The organism is Pseudophaeobacter sp. C1-32P7, assembly GCF_041008775.1.
GTDB classification, from domain to species: Bacteria; Pseudomonadota; Alphaproteobacteria; order Rhodobacterales; family Rhodobacteraceae; genus Phycobacter; species Phycobacter gallaeciensis_A.
In genome coordinates this window covers 195,475-215,833 of record NZ_JAXGFR010000007.1, presented here as the reverse complement: position 1 = coordinate 215,833, position 20,359 = coordinate 195,475, and the positions used below count along the sequence as shown (strand labels likewise).

Annotated in this window: 18 protein-coding genes; 14 read left to right on the top strand and 4 right to left on the bottom strand. The window is 63.8% G+C overall.

The window, feature by feature from the left end; translation table 11 throughout:
• Positions 1–91 precede the first annotated feature (91 nt).
• Genes SM763_RS12440 through SM763_RS12430 form a run of 3 tightly spaced genes read left to right on the top strand, consistent with a single transcriptional unit; the run spans position 92 to position 4,832 of the window.
• Complete coding sequence (locus tag SM763_RS12440) at positions 92–1,708, top strand: acyl-CoA carboxylase subunit beta (RefSeq protein ID WP_368998726.1); 1,617 nt, start codon at positions 92–94, stop codon at positions 1,706–1,708.
• A gap of 14 nt (positions 1,709–1,722) precedes the next feature.
• Complete coding sequence (locus SM763_RS12435; protein ID WP_368998725.1) at positions 1,723–3,693, top strand: acetyl/propionyl/methylcrotonyl-CoA carboxylase subunit alpha; 1,971 nt, start codon at positions 1,723–1,725, stop codon at positions 3,691–3,693.
• Entirely contained in the window at positions 3,690–4,832 is a 1,143-nt protein-coding gene (locus SM763_RS12430; protein WP_368998724.1) for a nitronate monooxygenase, read from the top strand. Before SM763_RS12435 ends, SM763_RS12430 begins: the two co-directional genes overlap by 4 nt.
• 18 nt (positions 4,833–4,850) lie before the next feature.
• Here SM763_RS12430 and SM763_RS12425 read toward each other — a convergent pair whose 3' ends face one another.
• Positions 4,851–5,387, bottom strand: coding sequence for a GNAT family N-acetyltransferase (locus SM763_RS12425; protein WP_368998723.1), 537 nt, complete (start codon positions 5,385–5,387; stop codon positions 4,851–4,853).
• Positions 5,388–5,602: 215 nt separating this feature from the next.
• On the opposite strand from SM763_RS12425, the gene SM763_RS12420 reads away from it, so the two are divergent.
• The 3 genes from SM763_RS12420 (at position 5,603) to SM763_RS12410 (ending at position 8,504) form a co-directional block, all read left to right on the top strand.
• Positions 5,603–7,243: a sulfatase-like hydrolase/transferase gene (locus SM763_RS12420; protein ID WP_065272560.1), complete on the top strand. Its 1,641-nt coding sequence runs from the start codon at positions 5,603–5,605 to the stop codon at positions 7,241–7,243.
• Positions 7,244–7,443: 200 nt separating this feature from the next.
• The gene (locus SM763_RS12415; RefSeq protein ID WP_368998722.1) at positions 7,444–7,758 is read left to right on the top strand and encodes a DUF2834 domain-containing protein; all 315 of its coding nucleotides are present in this window, start codon (positions 7,444–7,446) and stop codon (positions 7,756–7,758) included.
• A 95-nt stretch (positions 7,759–7,853) separates the two neighbouring features.
• A complete protein-coding gene (locus SM763_RS12410; protein WP_368998721.1) occupies positions 7,854–8,504 on the top strand; it encodes a GntR family transcriptional regulator in 651 nt (216 codons plus the stop codon).
• A 6-nt stretch (positions 8,505–8,510) separates the two neighbouring features.
• Here the strand turns inward: SM763_RS12410 and SM763_RS12405 are convergent, their stop codons facing one another.
• Entirely contained in the window at positions 8,511–9,200 is a 690-nt protein-coding gene (locus SM763_RS12405) for a type 1 glutamine amidotransferase (RefSeq protein WP_368998720.1), read from the bottom strand.
• Positions 9,201–9,297: 97 nt separating this feature from the next.
• Here SM763_RS12405 and SM763_RS12400 point away from each other — a divergent pair, with 97 nt between their 5' ends.
• The 4 genes from SM763_RS12400 to SM763_RS12385 all read left to right on the top strand — a co-directional run bounded on the left by SM763_RS12400 (position 9,298) and on the right by SM763_RS12385 (position 13,239).
• Entirely contained in the window at positions 9,298–10,557 is a 1,260-nt protein-coding gene (locus SM763_RS12400) for a cytochrome P450 (protein ID WP_368947259.1), read from the top strand.
• 179 nt (positions 10,558–10,736) lie between these two features.
• Positions 10,737–12,026 carry a type I glutamate--ammonia ligase gene (locus SM763_RS12395; RefSeq protein ID WP_347508643.1) on the top strand — a complete coding sequence of 430 codons (1,290 nt, stop codon included), beginning with the start codon at positions 10,737–10,739 and terminating at the stop codon, positions 12,024–12,026.
• A 30-nt stretch (positions 12,027–12,056) separates the two neighbouring features.
• Complete coding sequence (locus SM763_RS12390) at positions 12,057–12,374, top strand: 2Fe-2S iron-sulfur cluster-binding protein (protein ID WP_347508644.1); 318 nt, start codon at positions 12,057–12,059, stop codon at positions 12,372–12,374.
• 130 nt (positions 12,375–12,504) lie between these two features.
• A complete protein-coding gene (locus SM763_RS12385; RefSeq protein WP_368998719.1) occupies positions 12,505–13,239 on the top strand; it encodes an FkbM family methyltransferase in 735 nt (244 codons plus the stop codon).
• A 173-nt stretch (positions 13,240–13,412) separates the two neighbouring features.
• On the opposite strand, the gene SM763_RS12380 is transcribed toward SM763_RS12385, so the two are convergent.
• Together SM763_RS12380 and SM763_RS12375 are read right to left on the bottom strand one after the other, a co-directional pair.
• Positions 13,413–14,768: an aspartate aminotransferase family protein gene (locus tag SM763_RS12380; protein WP_368998718.1), complete on the bottom strand. Its 1,356-nt coding sequence runs from the start codon at positions 14,766–14,768 to the stop codon at positions 13,413–13,415.
• Between the two features lie 76 nt (positions 14,769–14,844).
• On the bottom strand, positions 14,845–15,624 hold the full coding sequence (locus tag SM763_RS12375; protein ID WP_274827636.1) for an IclR family transcriptional regulator: 780 nt from the start codon (positions 15,622–15,624) through the stop codon (positions 14,845–14,847).
• A gap of 181 nt (positions 15,625–15,805) precedes the next feature.
• On the opposite strand from SM763_RS12375, the gene SM763_RS12370 reads away from it, so the two are divergent.
• The 4 genes from SM763_RS12370 to SM763_RS12355 all read left to right on the top strand — a co-directional run bounded on the left by SM763_RS12370 (position 15,806) and on the right by SM763_RS12355 (position 20,347).
• Positions 15,806–16,750, top strand: coding sequence for a tripartite tricarboxylate transporter substrate binding protein (locus SM763_RS12370; RefSeq protein WP_347508647.1), 945 nt, complete (start codon positions 15,806–15,808; stop codon positions 16,748–16,750).
• A 73-nt stretch (positions 16,751–16,823) separates the two neighbouring features.
• Entirely contained in the window at positions 16,824–17,354 is a 531-nt protein-coding gene (locus tag SM763_RS12365; RefSeq protein WP_368998717.1) for a tripartite tricarboxylate transporter TctB family protein, read from the top strand.
• A 24-nt stretch (positions 17,355–17,378) separates the two neighbouring features.
• Positions 17,379–18,998, top strand: a complete 1,620-nt coding sequence (locus SM763_RS12360; RefSeq protein WP_368998716.1) for a tripartite tricarboxylate transporter permease — start codon at positions 17,379–17,381, stop codon at positions 18,996–18,998.
• A complete protein-coding gene (locus SM763_RS12355) occupies positions 18,905–20,347 on the top strand; it encodes an aldehyde dehydrogenase family protein (RefSeq protein ID WP_368998748.1) in 1,443 nt (480 codons plus the stop codon). The genes SM763_RS12360 and SM763_RS12355 overlap by 94 nt, the downstream gene beginning before the upstream one ends.
• Positions 20,348–20,359 lie beyond the last annotated feature (12 nt).

The window sequence follows — 20,359 nt, the reverse complement described above, 5'->3', positions numbered from 1 at the left end:
GGAAGCGAAGCGCCCGCCCATGGGGGCGGACGGGCGCTGCCCGGCCTGTTGGCCGGGCGGGACAAGGCAAGATGATACAGGGAGCCGTGACATGACAGTCTTTCAAAGCCGGATCAGCCCGGCCAGCGATGCCTATCAGACCAACCGCGCAGAAATGCTGGCGCTGGTGGATCGGATGCGCGCATTGGAGGCCCGCGCGGCGGCGAAATCCGATGAGCGCCGCCCGGTCTTTGACAAGCGCGGCCAGCTGTCTCCGCGCGAACGGGTCTCGGCGCTCTTGGATCCCGGCATGCCCTTTGTCGAACTCTACAACATGGCCTCATACCTCGTGGATGACCCGGATCCCGAGACATCGATCCCCGGTGCCTCGATCATCACCGGGATCGGCTATGTCTCGGGCGTGCGCTGCATGGTCTTTGCCGATGACGCGGGGATCAATGCAGGGGCGATGACCGGAAAATCGGTGGACAAGGCGCTGGGCGCGCTTGAGATCGCGCATCGGCAGAAGCTGCCTTTTATCCATCTGGTCGAAAGCGCGGGCGCCGATCTGATGCGCTACACGGTGGAACTCTGGGCCCATGGCGGCGGCATGTTCGCGGGGCTGGCGCGGCTCTCGGCGGCGGGGATCCCGGTGATCACGGTGCTGCATGGCGCATCGACCGCCGGGGGCGCGTATCAGCCGGGACTGTCGGACTATGTGATCGGGGTCAAGGGCAACGGCATGGCGATGCTGGCGGGTGCCGCGCTGGTGCAGGCCGCCACCGGAGAGGTCGCCAAGGACGCCGACCTTGGCGGTGCCGAGATGCACGCCGAGGTGACCGGGCTGGTGGAATACCTCGCCGAGGATGACGCCCACGGGATCGAGATTGCCCGCGAGGTGGTGGCGGGGCTGGGCTGGCCTTCGGGGGCTGCGCAGGTTCCAGACTATGACGCGCCGCAATACGACCCCGATGAGCTGGCGGGCGTTGTGCCGGTCGATTACCGCAAACCCTACGACATGCGCGAGGTCGCGGCGCGGATCGTGGATGGCTCGCGCCTTTTGGATTTCAAACCGGGCTACGGGCCTGCAACCCTGTGTCTGCAGGCGCGCATCATGGGGCAGCCCGTTGGGATCCTCGCCAACAACGGACCCATCGACCCGGACGGCGCCACCAAGGCGACGCATTTCCTGCAGGCGATGGATCAGGCGGGCACGCCGGTTGTCTTTCTGAACAACACCACCGGCTACATGGTGGGCACCGAGTATGAGCGCGGCGGCATGATCAAGCATGGCTCCAAGATGATCCAGGCGGTCACCAATCTGCGGGTGCCCAAGATCTCGCTCTATGTGGGGGCAAGTTTCGGGGCCGGGAACTATGGCATGTGCGGCCATGCCTTTGGCGCCGACTTCCTGTTCACCTGGCCCAACGCGATGACCGGCGTGATGGGCGGGGAACAGGCTGCCCTGACCATGGAGCAGGTCGCCCGCCGCACCGCCGCGCGCAAGGGCTTCCCGGTGGATGAGGAACGACTTGCCGCCCAGCGGGCCAAGATCACCGCGCATTTCGACCGGCAATCGGATGCGTTTTACACCTCGGGGCACATGCTCGACATGGGAATGATCGACCCGCGCGACACCCGCCGGGTGATCGGCTTTTGCCTTGCCACTTGCGCCGAAGGGCGCGCGCGCGATCTGCGGCCCAACGCCTTTGGCGTGGCGCGGGCATGACGGGGGAGATGGACATGACACAGATCACATCACTCCTTGTGGCCAACCGGGGCGAGATTGCCCTGCGGATTATGAAAACCGCCCGCGCCATGGGCATCACCTGCATCGCGGTCCACTCCGAAGCGGACGCTGCCAGCCCGCATGTGGCTTTTGCCGACCGCGCCATTTGCATTGGCGCGGGGCCTGTGGGCGCCAGTTACCTGTCGGCGGAAAAACTGATCGCGGCAGCGCGGGAGGCGGGTGCGGATGCGGTGCATCCGGGCTATGGCTTCCTGTCGGAAAGCGCCGAATTCGCAAGCGCCTGCATGGATGCGGGGCTGATTTTCATCGGCCCCGGCGCCGAGGCGATTGCACTGATGGGCAACAAGGCTGCCGCCAAACGGCGGATGATCGCGGCGGAGGTGCCTTGTGTGCCGGGATACGAGGGCGAGGATCAGTCGGCGGATGTCTTGGCGGCAGAGGCAGACCGCATCGGCTATCCGGTGATGATCAAGGCAGCAGCAGGTGGCGGCGGGCGCGGCATGCGTCTGGTTGAGGCGCCTGCGGAGTTCGCAGGTGCATTGGGGCTGGCGCAAAGCGAGGCTTTGTCCGCCTTCGGATCAGACGAGGTGATCCTGGAAAAAGCGGTGATCCGCCCGCGCCATGTGGAAATACAGGTCTTTGCCGACAGGAATGGCAACACGATCCATCTGGGCGAACGCGATTGTTCCGTGCAGCGCCGCCATCAAAAGGTGGTGGAGGAAGCGCCAAGCCCGGCGCTTGATGCGGATCTGCGCGCCCGCATGGGCGCCGCCGCCGTGGAGGCCGCCCGCGCCATTGGCTATGTCGGCGCCGGCACGGTGGAGTTCCTGCTGGACGACAGCGGTGCCTTCTACTTCCTTGAGATGAACACGCGTCTGCAGGTGGAGCACCCGGTCACCGAAATGGTCACCGGTCTGGATCTGGTGGCGCTGCAGATCCGCGTGGCGGCGGGGCAGCCCCTTGGGGTGGCGCAAGAGGATGTAACCCTGACAGGCCATGCCATCGAGGTGCGCCTTTACGCCGAAAACCCCGCGCAGGATTTCCTGCCGCAGGCCGGGCGCATTGCCCTCTGGCAGCCCCCGGTTGGCACGGGCATCCGCGTCGATGCGGGGATTGCAAGCGGGCAGGAGGTCTCTCCATATTACGACCCGATGCTGGCGAAACTGATCGCCCATGGGGCCAGCCGGGCCGAGGCGTTGGAACGGCTGATCGGCGCCCTGAAGGATCTCGCCCTCTTCGGCCCCGCCAGTAACCGCGACTTCCTGCTCAGGGTGCTGAGCCATCCGGAATTCGCCGCAGGCAAAGCGACGACCGGTTTCATTACAGATCATCTGCCTGAGGATCTGACCACACTGTTCGGATCGGCGGAGATCGCCCTGGCGGCGGCGCTGATCTACCGCGCCGATCAGGCCGCGGCGGCGCGGGCCAGCGGTGTGGCGCCCGAACTTCTTGGCTGGTCGGCCCAAGGGGCTTTGCAAGCGCGGCTGAAGATCGCTGCCGATGAGGCGGTCCATGATCTGAGGCTCAGCGAGACGGGCGGTGTCTTGACCGTCGCAGGGGGGGAGTGGTCGCATCAAGTGACCGGGCTGGACAGCGCGCTGTGCGTGGATGGCACCCGCGCGGATCTGCGGCACACTCATATGGAGGGCGATTGTCTTTTCCTGGCGACGGGCGCGCGCATTTTCGAGGTCACGCGCATCCGCGCCGGGGCCAGCGCGGCAGCAGGAGAGGCTGATGGCCAGATCACCGCGCCGATGCATGGCGCGCTCTTGGAGGTCTGCGTCGTGGTGGGGGACAATGTTGCACCGGGCAGCCGCCTCGCGGTGCTGGAGGCGATGAAGATGCAGCATGAAATCCTTGCCGCTGCTGCAGGCGTGGTGACCGAGGTTCCGGTCGCCGCAGGCACGCAGGTCAAGGCAGGTGATCTATTGGTTTCCATCGACGTGGAGGGCGGTGCGGCATGAACTCGGATCTTTGCAAACGGCTTGGCATCGAATTTCCGCTCTTTGCCTTTTCCCATTGCCGCGATGTGGTGGCCGCCGTCACCAATGCGGGCGGTATGGGCGTTTTCGGCGCAGCGATGATGAGCCCCGAGCAGCTGGAAGAAGAACTGAGCTGGATCGATGATCACGTCGGCGGGCGGCCCTATGGCGTCGATCTGATCGTCCCGAACACGTTCGAAGCCAAGGGGCAGGACATTCCGGACGAGCAGATCCTTGCCATGGTGCCCGAGGGGCATAAGGCATTTGCCGCCTCGGTGCTGCGCGACAAGGGCCTTGATCCCGGTGATCTGGACGCGCGGCGGCAGGAGCTGTTGGTCTTTCGCGACAATATCAGTGCGGACGGGGCACGACGCAGTCTGGAGGTCGCCTTTCGCCACCCCATCGCGCTGATTGCCAATGCGCTGGGCGTGCCGCCTGCCGATATGCTGGAGATGGGCAAGGCGCATGGGGTTGCCGTGGCGGCGCTGGTTGGCACGGCACAGCACGCCCGGGTGCAGGTCGCTGCCGGGGTGGATATCATCGTCGCCGCAGGCGGAGAGGCTGGCGGGCATACGGGCGAGATTTCCACCATGGTGCTGGTGCCCGAGGTAGTGCAGTCCATCGCCGATATGGGCGCTGATGTGCCCGTGCTAGCGGCGGGCGGCATTGCCAGCGGCGCGCAGATGGCAGGGGCCATGGCGATGGGGGCGGCGGGGGCCTGGTGCGGCTCGGTCTGGCTGACCACCGCCGAGGCTGAGACTAACCCGGTGGTGAAGGAAAAGATGCTGGCGGCCAGCAGCGCCGATACGGTGCGGGCGCGGTCGCGCACCGGCAAGCCCTCGCGCCAGCTGGTCAGCGGCTGGACCGAGGCCTGGGAGGGGAAAGGCGCGCCCAAACCGCTGCCGATGCCCTTGCAGACGCTGGTGTCGGAACCGGCGCTGGCGCGGATCGACCAGCTGAGCCAGACAGGCGATGCAGGCGCGCAGGAGCTGGCCACCTATTGGGTCGGGCAGGGCGTTGGTCTGATGACGCAGGCCATGTCGGCGGGCGCGGTGGTGCAGGCCTTCAAGGAGGATTTCCTGCGTGGCTATGAGCGGCTGCAAGCGGCGCTGGAAGGGTGAGGCAAAGGGCCGGAGCGGTCAATCGCCGGTGTAGTGCAGCACCGTGTTGGGATAGCCGGTGCCGTCGATCTCAAAGACGGTTTCGCCAACCGAGGCAAATCCGTGACGGTGATAAAACCCGATGGCGGGAGTGTTTTCGGAGTTCGTGGAGAGCCACGGCGCGCCCAATCCCTTGGCGCGGCAATGGTCCAGTCCAGCCCGCAACAGCGCCTGTCCGATGCCTCGCCCGTGGTGGCGCGGCTGCACGTAAAGGGTTGTGATCTCGGTTTTTGTGCCGCCTGCGGGGGAGGGGCGATCTTCGGTGATCCGGATATAACCATCGATCCCGACCCGGTTCTGCGACACGATCAGCGTCTCACCCGGGTCCTGAAGTAGCGCGGCGAAATGGGCGGGGGTAAAGGCCTCCAGCACAAAGGCGGCAAAGGTGTCATTGACGCCTTCGCGCAGGTAGGTGCCGGTCCAGACCTCGATTGACAGCGCCGCCAGCGCGGCGCAATCGGTGGTTTTTGCCGGGCGCAGCTGTAAGGGGCGTTCGGTTTTGGGCTCGGTGGTCATGGGGTCTTTCCGGTTTCTGTCTGCGCATCCGTTGCGCCGCAACAGGGATCACATCCCGGCCGCGGTGGAAATGGCGCGCCTGTATTTCGCGCTGCGGTGGCGGCGCGGCGGCAACAGGCCGGGCGCGCTGATCTTAGGCTTTTGCGGCTGGCCTTCTTGCTTCACCTGTTTAATAGTTTGCGGACAAATCGCGGAGCAACGGGAGGGGAGCGCCGATGAATATTCTCTACATCATGTTTGACCAGCTGAGGTTCGATTACCTCAGCTGTGCGGGGCACCCTCATCTGCAGACGCCGCATATCGATGCGCTGGCAGCAAAGGGCGTGCGCTTTACCCGCGCCTATGTGCAGTCGCCGACTTGCGGCTCGTCGCGGATGTCCAGCTATACCGGGCGCTATCCTTCCAGCCACGGGGTGCAGTTCAACGGCTACCCCCTGCGGGTTGGGGAATGGACCATGGGTGATCACCTGCGCCGTGCCGGGATGGGCTGCCATTTGATCGGCAAGACCCATATGGTGGCCGATGCCGACGGGATGGAGCGTCTGGGGCTGGCGCCCGACAGTGTGATCGGGGTACGGCAGAGCGAATGCGGCTTTGATCCATTCATCCGCGACGATGGGCTTTGGGCCGAGGGGCCGGACGGGTTCTACGATGCCAAGCGCAGCCCGTATAACGAATACCTGAAATCCAAGGGCTATCCTGGCGAAAACCCATGGAACGACTTTGCCAATGCCGGGGTCGAGGGTAATGACGTTGCCTCGGGCTGGTTCATGGTCAATGCCGACAAGCCTGCCAATATCGCCGAGGAGGACAGCGAAACCCCCTGGCTGACCACCCAGGCGATGGAGTTTATCACTCAGGCCGAGGCGAAGGGCGATCAGCCCTGGTGCGCGCACCTGAGCTATATCAAGCCGCATTGGCCCTATATTGTCCCGGCGCCCTATCACGACATGTACGGCCCCGAACACGTGCTGCCTGCGGTGCGTTCGGAAGCGGAGCGGGAAGATCCGCATCCGGTCTTTGGCGGCATGATGAACAACCGTATCGGCAAGACATTCTCGCGTGATGAAGTGCGCGAGCGGGTGATCCCCGCCTACATGGGGCTGATCAAGCAGGCCGACGACCAGATGGGTCGGCTGTTCGCCTGGCTAGAAGAGACCGGGCGGATGAAGGACACGATGATCGTGGTGACCTCGGACCATGGCGATTATCTGGGCGATCACTGGATGGGCGAGAAGAACCTGTTTCACGAACCGTCGATCAAGGTGCCGCTGATCATCTACGATCCGCGCGCCGAGGCCGATGTCACCCGGGGCACTACCTGTGATGAGCTGGTGGAGGCGATCGACCTGTTGCCCACCTTCCTTGAGGTCGCAGGCGGCGCTCCGGCGCCGCATATCCTGGAGGGGCGCTCACTCATGCCGCTACTGCGCGGGGAGGAAACCGAGTGGCGCGATCATGCGGTGGCCGAATTCGATTACGCCACCAACCCGATCTGCGAGACGCTGGGGCTGGCGCCAAAGGATGCGCGGCTGTTCATGGTGGTGGACCGGCGCTGGAAGTTCATGCATGCCGAGGGCGGCCTGCGCCCGATGCTGTTCGATCTGGAAACCGACCCGGACGAGCTGGTGGATCTGGGCGCCAGCGCCGAGCATGCCGAGGTGATCGACCTGATGTATGACCGGTTGCTGGCCTGGGGGCTGCGCATGTCCCAGCGCATCACCCTGTCGGATGAACAGATTGCCGCACGCCGTGGCAAGGCGCCGCGCAAGGGCATCCTGCTGGGCGTCTATGAACCGGATGAGCTGGCGCCCGAGCTGACGGCGAAATACAGGGGCGCTGTTCCGTCAGAATAGGGCAGGCAATACGGGGAGGCTCCCGCCCGGCCGGGTCCTTTTGAAAAAGGACGCAGGCCCGTTGGGCCGGGCGCCGCGCAGGGCGCGGCGCTGCACCGTGCAAAGCACGGTGCCATGCCCAAGGCCGCCAGGGACGACCCGGCCCCGCCGGTTGTCCTGCGGGCGCGGGAGCCTGCGCTCCCTTCGTGAGGAGAAATCACATGCGCACATTCTATGCCGTTTCAGCCATCATCGGCACGTTGGTGCCTTGGCTGTTCTTCGGCTCCTTCTTTGCCCTCAACGGGATTGATATCCCGGCCTTTCTGCGTGGGCTGTTTGCCAATCGCGCGGCGGCAGGGTTCTCTGCGGATGTTCTGCTGTCGATGCTGGTGTTCTGGGTCTGGAGCTGGCGGGACGCCCGCGATCTGGGCCTGCGCCGCTGGTGGTTGGTCCTACCTGCAGGCTGCACCGTCGGGCTATCCCTTGCGCTGCCGCTGTATCTCTGGATGCGCGAAGGGCGGATGGGCGCCGCCTGATCTTGTCAGCCTGCCGGGGCCGGGCGCCGTTGCCTCTGGCCGGGGGGCACCCTATCCTGCGTCAAAAGCCAAAGAGGCGGGAGAACGGAACAGGCATGGCCGGGCAGAGCGAGCAGCTACTCAATGCGATCCTCAGCGATATCGACGCAGGGCGGCTGAGCCCGGGCGATGTGCTGGACGAAGCCGGTCTTGTGGCCCGCCACAATGTCTCGCGCACGCCAGTGCGGGAGGTGCTGATCCAGCTGGAAACCGCCGGGCTGATCCGCCGTCTGCCGAGGAAGGGCGCGGTGCTGTTCAAACCGACGCTGGAGGAATTCCTCGCCATCCTCGAAGTGCACGCCAAGCTGGAAGGACAGGCCGCGGGCCTTGCCGCGCGCCGCATGACCAAGGCTCAAGCCGCGGAACTGGAGCGTATTGTCTCTGCCTGCGAGGCGCACGCGGCCGAGAAGGGCGACGGCGATCCCGATGGTTACTATCAGCTAAACCTGCGCTTTCACGAGGTGATCGCGCTTGGCTCGGGTAATCCCTTCCTTGTGGAGATGATCAAGACGAACGCGCGCAAATTGATGGCCTATTACCGGGCGCGCTATCGCTATCCCGGCTCCATCGCGCAATCGGCCAAGGATCACCGCAGGCTGGCGGGGCTGATCCAGGCCCATGACAGCGCCGGGGCCGAGGCCGAGATGGCTGCCCATGTGCAGTTCGACCAGGTGACGGTGATGGATCTCTTGGCGGCGCTGGGCTGAGCTACGTCAGCCGATGCCCTGCTCGAAGAACCGCGCCAGCGCCTCGGCGAAGCGGGCCTGATCGGAGGTCTCCGCAAGGCTTGCCACAGCCTGCGCATGCACATCTTCCGGCAACATGCCCTTCATTTCCTCGGTCAGGGCGGTGATGAAGCCATGGCTCATTTCCGGGTGATGCTGGGTGGTCCAGATGTGGCGGCCGATGGTGAACCCCGCGATCATGCCGTTGCTGGTGGCTGTCCGCACCGCGCCCTGCGGCATGGCGCAGACGCATTCCTTGTGAGACCCATAAAGGCGCAGGGGATCCGGCAGCTCCCGCGCCCAGGGCGGGGTGTCCTGCAAGGCGTTGAACGTTAGCCCCTGCACCCAGCCGCAGGGGTTGCCGCCAAGGCTGCCGCCAAGGGCAAGTGCCACGGCCTGATGGCCAAAACAGGCGCCGAACAGCGGCTGTTTGCGGGCGTTCATGTCCCGGATCAGATCCATCAGCGGTGCGATCCAGGGCAGATCATCGCGGACCGAGGCCGGGCTGCCGGTGATCATCGCGCCGTCAAAATCCGCGATGTCCTTGGGGAAGACACCGTCCTTTACCGAAAAGACCGAAACGTCCCAGCCGGGGCGGGCCATATGGATGAGGTCCGTGAACTTTTCTCCATCCTTGGGGTGGTGCGCGGCAAAGTCGCTCTCGTCCGTGTTGGTCATCAGAATGGCCAAGTGCATGATATGCCTCGCAAGATTTTCGTTTACATATTTATGGGGTCTAATAATATACACAAAGCAACCATTCGGGAAGCCCCTCATGACGATCTGGACACCGCAGGACGACGGCTTTGCCGATCTCAGCAGCCACGACACCTTTGCCAATGGCGCGCCGCACAACACCTTTGCCCGGCTGCGCCGCGACGATCCCCTGCACTGGACGGACTATGCGGGCGGTGAAAACTACTGGTCCGTCACCCGCTATGAAGACATCACCGCGATGAACAAGAACACCGAGGTGTTTTCCTCGGCGCGCGGTATCCGGATGGAGGATCAGTCCTACGAGGAATATCTCGCCCGCCGCACCTTTCAGGAGACTGATCCGCCGGAGCATTCCAAGGTGCGCATGAAGCTGATCAAGGCCTTCTCCAAGACCACCATGGCGCAATACGAAGAGGATATTCGCACGCTCTGTGCCGAGATCCTGGATCAGGCGCTGGCGAAGGGCACATTTGACGCCACCAAGGAAATTGCCCGGCAATTGCCGATGCGGATGCTGGGGCGCGTCGTGGGCCTGCCGGAGGAAGACCTGCCTTGGCTGGTGGAAAAGGGTGATGCGCTGATTGCCAATACGGACCCGGATTTCACCACGCATGTGCTCGACAAGATGGACACGGATGAATTCCGCATGATGCCCTTCAACTCCCCCGCCGGGGCAGAGCTTTATGTCTATGCCAAGGAGTTGATGGAGGCGAAGGCGAAGAAGGGCGACACCTCTGGCGTTTTGAACCTGATCCTGGAGCCGGCCAAGGATGGATCGACCATCACCGAGACCGAGTTCCGCAATTTCTTCTGCCTGCTTGTTGCAGCGGGCAACGATACTACGCGTTATTCGATTGCCGCGGGTATTCAGGCCATGTGTCATCAGCCCGAACTGCTCGCGCAGATGCAGGCTGGCGGCGCGGTGTGGGAGACGGCGGCGGATGAGATCATTCGCTGGGCCACGCCCGCGCTCTACTTCCGCCGCACCGCGACCCGCGACGTTGAGATGCACGGCAAGACGATCCGCGCAGGCGACAAGGTGCTCTACTGGTTCATCTCGGCCAACCGGGACGAAAGCTATTTCGGTGATCCCTTCCGCGTCGACCTGATGCGCAGCCCCAACCGGCATGTGTCCTTTGGGCAGTTCGGCCCGCATGTCTGTCTTGGCATGTGGTTGGCCCGGCTGGAGGTCACGGTGCTGTTTCAGGAACTGGCCAAGCGGATTTCGCATATCGAGGCGGCGGGGCCGCATAAATTCCTGCGCTCCAACTTTGTCGGCGGCATCAAGGAATTGCCGGTGCGGGTTAAGGCGGCATAGGCTGGGATAAACCTTTGGTCCGGGGCAAAGGCCCGGACAGCGCCCGACCTCCCGCACGGGAGGGCGCTTACGCACCCACCCGAGGTCGGCGGCTGTCCTCTGGTGGTTGGGTGAAATGATATGGGCATAACGGCACGCAAAAGATGCCGCAGCCCGTCCAACAGGAAGGACCTTGAGCTATGAAGACCCGCCTGCGCGCGATGTTCTGCGATCACCTCAGCATCATGCGGGGAAAATACCTCCCCAATTCTAAGATCGGTGACGATGCCACGCGGTTCTGCCGCTCGGTCTTTGGCACCCATTACGACAAGGACCTGCTGGATGCGCCCGGCTCCATGGTGAAACAGGGCCTGCCCGATATGGAGCTGAAATGGCTGCACGATGATATCCGCGACAGCTGGCATGCCTCGACCAAGGTGGTGCTGGGTGACCTCTACGACGATGCGGGGGAGCCACTCTCCCTTTGCCCGCGTGGGGCGCTGAAACGGGCGGTGGCGGCCTGGTCCGCCAAGGGGCTGCAGCCCAAGGTGGGGATCGAGCTTGAAGCCTTTGCCCTGCAGGCCGATGAGAACGGCCGTCTGATGCCATACGATGCGCCAGGTGGCGTGGTCTATGGCACCGGCCCTTTTGCTGACCCCTTGCGGTTCAACGACCGGATCTGGGCGATGGCGGATGAGATGGGCTTTAGCCTGGATATGATCACCGCTGAATTCGACAGCCCCCAGTTCGAATATACGCTGACCTTTGATGATGCGGTGAAGGCAGTGGACGATATCGTGCTATTCCGCCTGATGGCGCGGGAGATCGCGCTGGAATACGGCATCGTGCTGACCTTCATGCCCAAACCCATCGCCGAGGCGGGCGGATCGGGCATGCATATCAATTATTCCTTCGTGGACGAGGCGGGCGGCAATGCGCTGTCCTCAGGCCCGCGTGGCGGGCCCGAGCACATGAACGATCTGGCGCGCGGCTGCCTTGCTGGTGTGCTGCACCACCACAAGGGGTTGGCCGGTCTGATTGCACCGACCGCAAACAGTTACATGCGGCTGCAGCCGGGGAGCCTTTCGGGTTACTGGCAGAACTGGGGCGGCGATCACCGCAACGTCACCACAAGGATCAGCTCCGAAGGCGGCGCCAAGGCGCGGCTGGAACACCGGATGGCCGATGCCTCGGCCAATCCCTACACGGCGGTGGCGGCGGTGCTGCAGGCCTCCCTTCTGGGGGTCGAGAAGGGTTACTCCCTGCCGCCGATGGAAACCGGCGACGGTTTTGACCGCACCGATGCGCGCGAGGGTACGGCGATCGACCTGAAAGGCGCGGTGACGGATCTGGAGCGCGACACGGTTCTGGCAAAGGCAGTCGGGGAGGAACTGGTGGCAAACCACGTCTTCATGAAACGTAAGGAAGTGCGCAAGACCCGCGATCTGGAAGGCGACGGGATGCGCGATTTCTATGTGCATTTTGTCTGACTGCGGCAGGCGGGACCGAGTGGGGGAGAGATGACAGTGAAAGTGACCTGGAAACTGCCGGATGGCACAGAGATCACCGGCGCAGCGGAAAACGGGCAGAACCTGATGCAGGCCGCACTGGCTCATGATGTGCCGGGGATCATCGGTGAATGCGGCGGCACACTCAGCTGCGCCACCTGCCATGTCTATGTGGATCCGGCCTGGTCCGACAAATGCGGTGCGCCCGAGGATTTCGAGGACGCGATGCTGGATATGGCCGAGGAACGGCGCGACAGCTCCCGCCTCAGCTGCCAGATCGAGGCGCATCCAGATCTGGACGGGCTGGTGCTGATCGTGCCCGAAGAGTAACGCGCCCGGCGAAACAGCGGTGCCCGGCGCGGCTGCTCTTGTTTTTGGTCCGGGCGCTGCGCAGGCTGCGCCAGACCAACAACGGGACGAGGGCAAGCGCGTGGCGGAGACAGGGCAGAGGGCAGACGATTTGGAATTGCAGCCCGATGTCGTGGCGGCCAATTGTCTTGGCGTTCTGGTACCGCAATCACGCTTCCTCAATGAAAAGCGCATCGCCCGGATCAACGCGGCCCGCTATGAGGGGCAGGAGATTGCCGGTGCGCTGCATGTGATCGAAAAGGGCGACCGGGTGCTGGAAATCGGCGCCGGGATCGGTGTCGTCGGTGGCGTGATGGCGCGCCACAGTGGGGCAGAGCGTATTCTATCGTTCGAGGCCAACCCGCAGCTGATCCCGGTGGTTCGCGCGCTTTATGCGATGAACGGGCTGGAAGAACGGATCGAGGTGCGAAACGAAGTGCTGGTGACGGCGCCCGATGCGCCGGAGGCGATGGAATTCCATGTGCGCAGCAGCTACCTCGGCTCTTCCCTGCTGAACCCGGAGGGACGCCCGTCGGACCTGGTCCGGGTGCCGACGCGGTCCTTTGCAGAGGTTTGCGCCGAGCTGAAACCCAATGTTCTGATCATGGATATTGAGGGAGGCGAGCTGGAATTGCTGCGCCACATGGATCTGTCGGGTTTCCGGGGCGTGGTGCTGGAATTTCACCCCGAGGCCTATGGCATCGGCGGCATGCGGGAATGCAAGAATGTGCTGCGGGATGCCGGATTTACCCGCATCGCGGAGAAGTCGACCCGCATCGTCTGGACCTGTCTGCGGATGGAGGCAAAGGTCGAGGGCGATGGGGCCTCTGTAGCGGAAACCACCTGAACTCTCGAAATAAAGTGTGCTGGCTGTAGCCCGGTGCCGCGCCGCGTCAGCGGCGCCACCGAGAGATGCGGGCCCGAAGCGAAGGCTTCGGGCCCGCCATGGTATCTGGTGGCCTGTGCCGGGCCATTGGCCCGGCACAGGCGCCCGCGCACGAATGCAGAGCAGAGCGCAGATCAGCTGGCGGCAGCAAGGCCCGCATCAAGGGCCGAAAGGATGGTGCTGACATCGGCGGCCTCCAGCACCAGCGGCGGCGACAGGATGATATTTGGGCCAGAGACCCGCACCATGGCGCCCGATTGATAGGCAACCTCCTGCACCATGCCGATGGTCTTCTTGTCGATCGGGGTCTTGCTGACGTGATCGCCAACCAGTTCCAGCGCGCACATCAGCCCGTGGCCACCACGCACATCACCGATGAGCCCGTATTTGTCCTTCAGCGCCAGAAGACCCTCGTGCAGTTCCGCGCCGCGCGCTGCGGCGTTTTCCGGCACGTTCAGACGCTTGGTTTCCGCAAGGCAGGCGAGCGCCGCCGCCGCCCCCACCGGGTGGCCGGAGTAGGTGTAGCCGTGGCCAATGGCCGCCTTGCCGCTCTCGTCGCTCTCAAAGACCTCGGCCACCGCATCGGCGATCATCACCGCGCCAAAGGGGAAATACCCATTGGTGATCGCCTTGGCGGTGCACATCAGGTCGGGCTGCACCCCCCAGTGACGCGATCCGGTCCAGGATCCCGTGCGGCCAAATGCGGTGATCACCTCATCCGCGATCAATAGAATCCCGTGTTTCGAGCAGATCTGCCGCACGCCGGGCATGAAGCTTTCATGCGGCGGGATCACCCCGCCGGCGCCCAGGATTGGCTCCATGATGAAGGCGGCGATGGTGCCTGCGCCCTGAAAGGCGATCTCCTCCTCCAGCGCCTGCAGGCAGAGCTGGGCCAGACGCTCAGGATCACTCTCATTGAAGGGGTTGCGATAGGTATGGGGCGCCGGAATATGGTGGCAGCCGGGTAGAAGCGGTTCGTACTGGGTGCGGAAATTGGCGTTCCCGTTGACCGAGGCGCCGCCCATATGGGTGCCGTGATAGCCCTTCTTGAGGCTGAGGAACTTGGTGCGCCCCTCCTGACCGCGGATCTTGTGGTACTGGCGCGCCAGCCGCAGGGCGGTTTCCACCGAATCCGAGCCGCCCGAGGTGAAGAACGCGCGGCTTAGGCCGTCGGGGGCAAAGAAATCCTTCAGCTCTTCGGCCAGTTGGATCACCTGATCATTGGTGGTGCCCCGGAAGGTGGAATAATAGGGCAGGACATCCAGCTGCGCGGCGATGGCATCCTTCACCGGCTGGCAGGAGAACCCGAGGTTCACGTTCCAGAGGCCCCCGACCGCATCCACGACCTCGTGCCCGTCAACATCGGTGATCGAAACGCCCCGGGCGCCGGTCACGATGGTGGGGGGATTGGCAAGGCTGTCGGCCGGATGCGCCATCGGATGCCAGAGCGATTTGGCGTTATGTTCTTTGAGGAAATTGGAATCTTTCATGGAACGAGCTCCTGATTGCGGGGCCATCCGGCGGCGCCGGTGGGGGAAAGGCGGAAAAACGGGATCATATGCGGCATCATGCGGCGGCCTCTTGGGGGTAGTCGGCCGGGGCGGCGCCGCCGATACGATGGGTCAGGGTCTGACCGGCGCGGTGCAGGGCGGCGGGGATCAGAACGGCTTGTTCTGGCGTCATGCGGGACACCGGCGCGGCCACGGCAAGGGCGCCGATCACCTGACGGTCGGCGCCAAAGACCGGCACCGCATGGGAATGTACTTCGGCTTCGAAGCCGCCGACGGATTGTGCCATGCCGCTGCGGCGGACCTCTTCCAGCTGGCGGCGGATCGCCTCTGGATCGGTGACGGTGGCGGCGGTGTGGCTGTGCAGCGGCCCGGACAGAACCGCATCGACGAACTCGGGATCGGCATAGGCCAGCACGGCCAGGCCGGAGGCGGTGCCGTGATAGGTCAGAACCTCGGCATCCTCCATCATCACCCGGGCCGCGTGGCGCGGCGAGTAGGCGTGGCTGAGCGAGTTGAGCTGGGTGCCCTGCACCAGCGACAGATGGGTGGTTTCCCCGGTTTCCTCGCTCAGATCCTTCAGCACCCGGCGCGAGACGGACAGGATCGGAACCGCGGCTTCGCGTAGGGCGGCGAGGCGCAGGACCTGCGGACCCAGCCGGTAGGACCGGTCGCCATCGGCCTGTTCGACAAAGCCTGATTCCTGCATTTCACCCATCAGCCGATAAACAGTCGCCTTGTTCATGCCTGACAGGCGCGTGAGATCGCTGAGGCCGATCTCGGTGCGGCCATGATTGAAATATGTCAGCAATGACAAGGCTTTGGAGACTGTACCCATGTGGTTCGGCGATCCCGTAAGTGCTGTGTGATCAGGCAAAGTCCAGGAATTTCTGCCTCTGCCTTTCAAATTTGTTGACAGATAACCGGGGAGGCTGTCAATCTAAATTCAAACCAACGGTTCGAATAATGAGCCACCATGACCCAACAGAGTCCAACTGACAGCAACCGGGAGACTTGCAATGAAACTGACCACCATCGTCAAAGGCGCAGCGGCGGCCACCGCCCTTGGCCTCAGCGCCGCCTCTGCGCAGGCCGAGTATCCGGAAAAGCCGGTGAACTTCATCGTGCCTTGGCCTCCGGGCGATCTGGAAGACGTGCTGACCCGGATGATCGCCGAGGATTTCCAGAACGAATACGGCGTTGCGGCGGCGGTGGTGAACAAGCCCGGTGGCGGTGGTGGACCCTTCCCCGGTGCGATCGAGGTCGCCAATGCGCCCGCTGATGGTTACACCATCGGCTCCTTCGTGATCGGCGTGCCGGTTGTTGGCCACCAGATCGACATCCCGCCGCTGACCCCGGCCAAGTTCGACCCGCTGGGCATCTTCCTGACCTATCCCTTTGTCATCGCAACCTCGGGCGATGCGCCCTATTCCTCGATGGAGGAACTTGCCGCATACGCCAAGGAAAACGACGTGGCGCTGGGCCATTTCGGCGACGTGCTGACCCCGACACAAGTGACCAAGGCCTTTGCCAAGAACGCCGGTTTCGAATGGGGCTCTGACGCGGCCTTTGACGCGCTGGATTGCAACACCCTGGCCTCGGGCGATGCGGATGTGATCAACACCACGCTGCAGCTGATCCTGCCCTGCCTTGATGACGTGAAGGTGCTGGTCTCGATCACCGATGAACGCATTCCGCTGGTGCCCGATGCGCCTGCGATCGGCGAGCTGGACGACAGCCTCAACATCGCGCTGTGGAATGGTCTCTTCGTGACCAAGGACACACCGCAGGACGTGCGCGACAAGATCATCGCGGTGGCCGAGAAAACCGTGATGAGCGAACGCGCCCAGAACGTGGCCAAGGAAACCGGCGCGCTGATCTACTGGCAGAACGCCGAGGACAGCGCCGCCCGTGTGGCCGCTGACATCGACACAATGGCGCGGATCGGTTCGATCCTCGAATAAGCCATCCTCCCGGATCGGGGCGCCTCGCGGGCGCCCCGGACCCTTGTTTCCTGCGCGACAGAAGTTCCCCTCCATGACGACAGAACGCGAACGCCGTTTCCCCGGACCCCGGCGCGGACAGCTGGTTTTTGCCCTTGGGTTTCTTGGGCTCTCCGTGCTGCTGCTGGTGCTGATTGGTGATCAGACCGCTTGGGTGAAAAAGACCAAACTCTTTGCCCAGCCCCGGTTCTGGCCCGGCGTGGCCCTGGGCGGCATGGTTCTGATGGGGGGCTTGCATCTCTACCGGCTGCCCTGGCGGCGCACGACGCGTTTCGACCTGAACGAGGCCCGGCGTTGGGGGCAGGCGGTGGAGTACGTCGCCTGGTTCATGGGCTACGTGCTGCTGGTGCCGCTTGTGGGCTATCTGCCGGTGACGCTGGTCTTTGTTCCGCTGCTGACCTGGCGCATGGGCTATCGCAGTCGCCTGATGCTGTGGACCAGCGCTGGTTTCGCCCTTGCCGTGGTGCTGGTGTTCAAGGGGCTGCTATCGGTGAGGATCCCCGGCGCGCTGCTCTATGAATATCTGCCGGGGTCCCTGCGCAGTTTTGCCATCCTCTACCTCTAAGCCTTCAGTTTAACGGGATCCCCGATGGACCTTATTCTTTCTGCAATCGAGATCCTGATGCGCTGGGACGTGGCGCTGGCGCTGCTGGCCGGGTCGGTGGGCGGCGTGCTGATCGGTGCCATCCCCGGCGTCGGTCCGGCGGTTGCGATTGCCATCCTGCTGCCCGCGACATTCTCGATGGATCCCATCGTGGGGCTGACCGTGCTGCTCGGCATCTACGGCTCCTCCATGTACGGTGGCGCGATCCCGGCGATCCTGATCAACACACCCGGCACGGCGGTCAACGCGCTGACCACCTATGACGGCTACCCGATGACCGCGCGGGGAGAGCCGCGACGCGCGCTCAGCCTTGCCTATTCCGCCAGTTTCTTTGGCGGCGTTTTCTCGGTCATCTGTCTGATCCTTTTTGCGCCGGTGCTGGCCAAGGTGGCACCCATGTTCGGCAGTCGCGAGATCTTCCTCGCCGCGCTGCTGGGCCTCTTGCTGGTGGTGGTGGCCCATCGCGGGCAGGCGCTAATCGCAGGGGCGCTCGCTTGCTTTGGCATTTTCCTCAACACCATCGGCATGGAGCCGGTGAAATACACCCAGCGATACACCTTCGGGCAGGATTTCCTGGGCGGTGGCATCAACCTGATCGTCGTGGTTCTTGGGCTGTTTGCGATCTCTCAGGCTTTTGTGCTGCTGACGGATGAGGACGAGAAAATCCGTCTGACACGCCTGCGCGGCGGCATGTTCCAGGGCCTGCGAGAGCTGTCGCGCCATCCCCGTGTGGCGTCAGTCTCAGCCGGGTTTGGCGTCCTGATGGGGATGATCCCCGGCGTCGGCGAATTCACTGCGCAGTTCATGTCCTACACCTATGCGCAGAAGACTTCCAAACGGCCGCAGGACTTCGGGCGCGGATCGTCCGAAGGGCTGATCGCCGCCGAGACCGCCAATAACGCCGTGCCCGCCGCCGCCATGGTGCCGCTCTTGGCGCTGGGTATTCCGGGTGAGGCGCTGACGGCGATGATGCTGAGCGTCTTTTACGTCCATAACGTGGTTCCGGGGCCGGGGCTGTTCCAGAACGACATGGATTTTGTGGTGGCGCTCTATCTGGCGCTCTTGATCCTCAACGTGCTGGTGCTGATCTTCCTGCTGTTTGCGACCCGCAGTCTTATTCAGGTGGTGAAGATCCCCAATCGCTTCCTTGGGGTCTGTATCCTGACGCTCAGCTTTGTCGGGGTCTATTCCTTGCGCAACTCTGCCACTGACTGCGTGATGGCGGCGGCATTTGGTCTGGTGGGCTATGTGTTGAAACGCCTGTCGCTGCCTGCGGTGCCGATCATCCTTGGCATGGTTCTGGGCGGCATCATGGAGGTGAAGTTGCGCGCGGCCATGGCGCGGGTCAAAACCCCCTTTGATTTCATCGACCGCCCGGTGGCGTTCATCCTGTTTTCCATCATCGTATTGGTCCTTGTGATGCATACTGTGCGCATTCTGCGCGACCGCAAGGAGCTGAAGGAGGCCGAATGGCAGACCAAAACCTCATCAACGAACTTCGGCGGGCTGATGTGGCGCCGCAAAAACTCTTTCTTGAAGGATCGTGGCAAGCAGGTTCGGGCACGCCATGCGAAGTTACTTCGCCGATTGACGGATCTGTTCTGACCACACTCGAAGGCGCGTCAGCGGCGGATGTGGAGCGTGCGGTGGCTGCTGCCCGCGCCGCGTTTGAGGATGGCCGCTGGTCACGTCTGGCGCCTGCTGCCCGCAAGAAGGTGCTGCACAAGATCGCTGATCGGATCGAGACGGAGGCATTGTCGCTTGCGGTTCTTGGCGTGCGCGACAATGGCACCGAAATGGGCATGGCGCTGAAGGCCGAGCCGGGATCGGCGGCGGGCACCTTCCGTTATTACGCCGAGGCGTTGGACAAGGTCGCGGGAGAGGTTGCTCCCACCGCCCCCGATGTGCTGGGGCTGGTGCAGCGCGCGCCAGTGGGCGTTGTCGGCGCCATCGTGCCGTGGAATTTCCCGCTGATGATCGGCGCCTGGAAACTGGCGCCTGCACTGGCAATGGGCAATTCGGTGGTCTTGAAACCCGCCGAGACCGCCTCGCTGTCGCTGTTGCGTCTGGCCGAGATCTGCGCCGAATGCGGCCTGCCGGATGGGGTGCTGAACGTGGTCACCGGCGCGGGCGCGGAAACCGGCGCGGCGCTGGCCGAATCCATGGGCGTCGATGTGCTGGCCTTTACCGGATCGGGCGGCACCGGGCGCAAACTGCTGGAGGCCTCGGCGCGCTCCAACCTCAAACGCTGCTATCTGGAGCTGGGCGGTAAATCCCCCAATATCGTCTTTGCCGATGCCCCCGATCTGCGTCACGCGGCCAAGGTTTCGGCGGCGGGAATCTTCCGCAATTCAGGGCAGGTCTGCGTGGCTGGTTCACGCCTTCTGGTCGAAGCCTCGGTGCATGATGAATTCGTCGCCATGCTGATCAACGAGGCCGAGGCGCTGCGGGTGGGCGATCCGCTGGATCTGGGCAATCACATCGGTGCGGTCAATTCCGAGGACCAGCTGCGGCGCAATCTGTCTTTCATGGATATGGCCCGCGCCGAGGGTGGTCAGGTGGTGACCGGCGGCAACCGGATCCTGCAGGAGAGCGGCGGCACCTATATGGCGCCCACCATCGTGACCCACGTTGCACGGGACCATGCCCTGTTCCAGCGCGAGGTCTTCGGACCGGTACTGTCAGTGACCAAGTTCGAAACCGAGGAACAGGCGCTGACGCTGGCGAATGGCACCGATTTCGGCCTTGCCGCCGGGGTCTGGACCGCCAACCTGTCCCGTGCCCATCGCATGGTCGCGGGCATCCGCGCGGGGGTGGTCCATGTGAACACCTATGGCGGCGCAGATAATACGGTGCCGCTGGGCGGGGTCGGGCAGTCCGGCAATGGCCACGACAAATCGCTGCACGCGCTCGACAAATACGTCGATCTGAAAACCGCCTGGATCCAGCTTTAACCGGAGGCAATG

What these genes read in the sequence shown, in the direction of transcription:
- SM763_RS12440 (WP_368998726.1), top strand. Translation starts at nt 92, where the DNA reads ATGACAGTCTTTCAAAGCCGGATCAGCCCGGCCAGCGATGCCTATCAG.
- SM763_RS12435 (WP_368998725.1), top strand. Translation starts at nt 1,723, where the DNA reads ATGACACAGATCACATCACTCCTTGTGGCCAACCGGGGCGAGATTGCC.
- SM763_RS12430 (WP_368998724.1), top strand. Translation starts at nt 3,690, where the DNA reads ATGAACTCGGATCTTTGCAAACGGCTTGGCATCGAATTTCCGCTCTTT.
- SM763_RS12425 (WP_368998723.1), bottom strand. Translation starts at nt 5,387, where the DNA reads ATGACCACCGAGCCCAAAACCGAACGCCCCTTACAGCTGCGCCCGGCA.
- SM763_RS12420 (WP_065272560.1), top strand. Translation starts at nt 5,603, where the DNA reads ATGAATATTCTCTACATCATGTTTGACCAGCTGAGGTTCGATTACCTC.
- SM763_RS12415 (WP_368998722.1), top strand. Translation starts at nt 7,444, where the DNA reads ATGCGCACATTCTATGCCGTTTCAGCCATCATCGGCACGTTGGTGCCT.
- SM763_RS12410 (WP_368998721.1), top strand. Translation starts at nt 7,854, where the DNA reads ATGGCCGGGCAGAGCGAGCAGCTACTCAATGCGATCCTCAGCGATATC.
- SM763_RS12405 (WP_368998720.1), bottom strand. Translation starts at nt 9,200, where the DNA reads ATGACCAACACGGACGAGAGCGACTTTGCCGCGCACCACCCCAAGGAT.
- SM763_RS12400 (WP_368947259.1), top strand. Translation starts at nt 9,298, where the DNA reads ATGACGATCTGGACACCGCAGGACGACGGCTTTGCCGATCTCAGCAGC.
- SM763_RS12395 (WP_347508643.1), top strand. Translation starts at nt 10,737, where the DNA reads ATGAAGACCCGCCTGCGCGCGATGTTCTGCGATCACCTCAGCATCATG.
- SM763_RS12390 (WP_347508644.1), top strand. Translation starts at nt 12,057, where the DNA reads ATGACAGTGAAAGTGACCTGGAAACTGCCGGATGGCACAGAGATCACC.
- SM763_RS12380 (WP_368998718.1), bottom strand. Translation starts at nt 14,768, where the DNA reads ATGAAAGATTCCAATTTCCTCAAAGAACATAACGCCAAATCGCTCTGG.
- SM763_RS12375 (WP_274827636.1), bottom strand. Translation starts at nt 15,624, where the DNA reads ATGGGTACAGTCTCCAAAGCCTTGTCATTGCTGACATATTTCAATCAT.
- SM763_RS12370 (WP_347508647.1), top strand. Translation starts at nt 15,806, where the DNA reads ATGAAACTGACCACCATCGTCAAAGGCGCAGCGGCGGCCACCGCCCTT.
- SM763_RS12365 (WP_368998717.1), top strand. Translation starts at nt 16,824, where the DNA reads ATGACGACAGAACGCGAACGCCGTTTCCCCGGACCCCGGCGCGGACAG.
- SM763_RS12360 (WP_368998716.1), top strand. Translation starts at nt 17,379, where the DNA reads ATGGACCTTATTCTTTCTGCAATCGAGATCCTGATGCGCTGGGACGTG.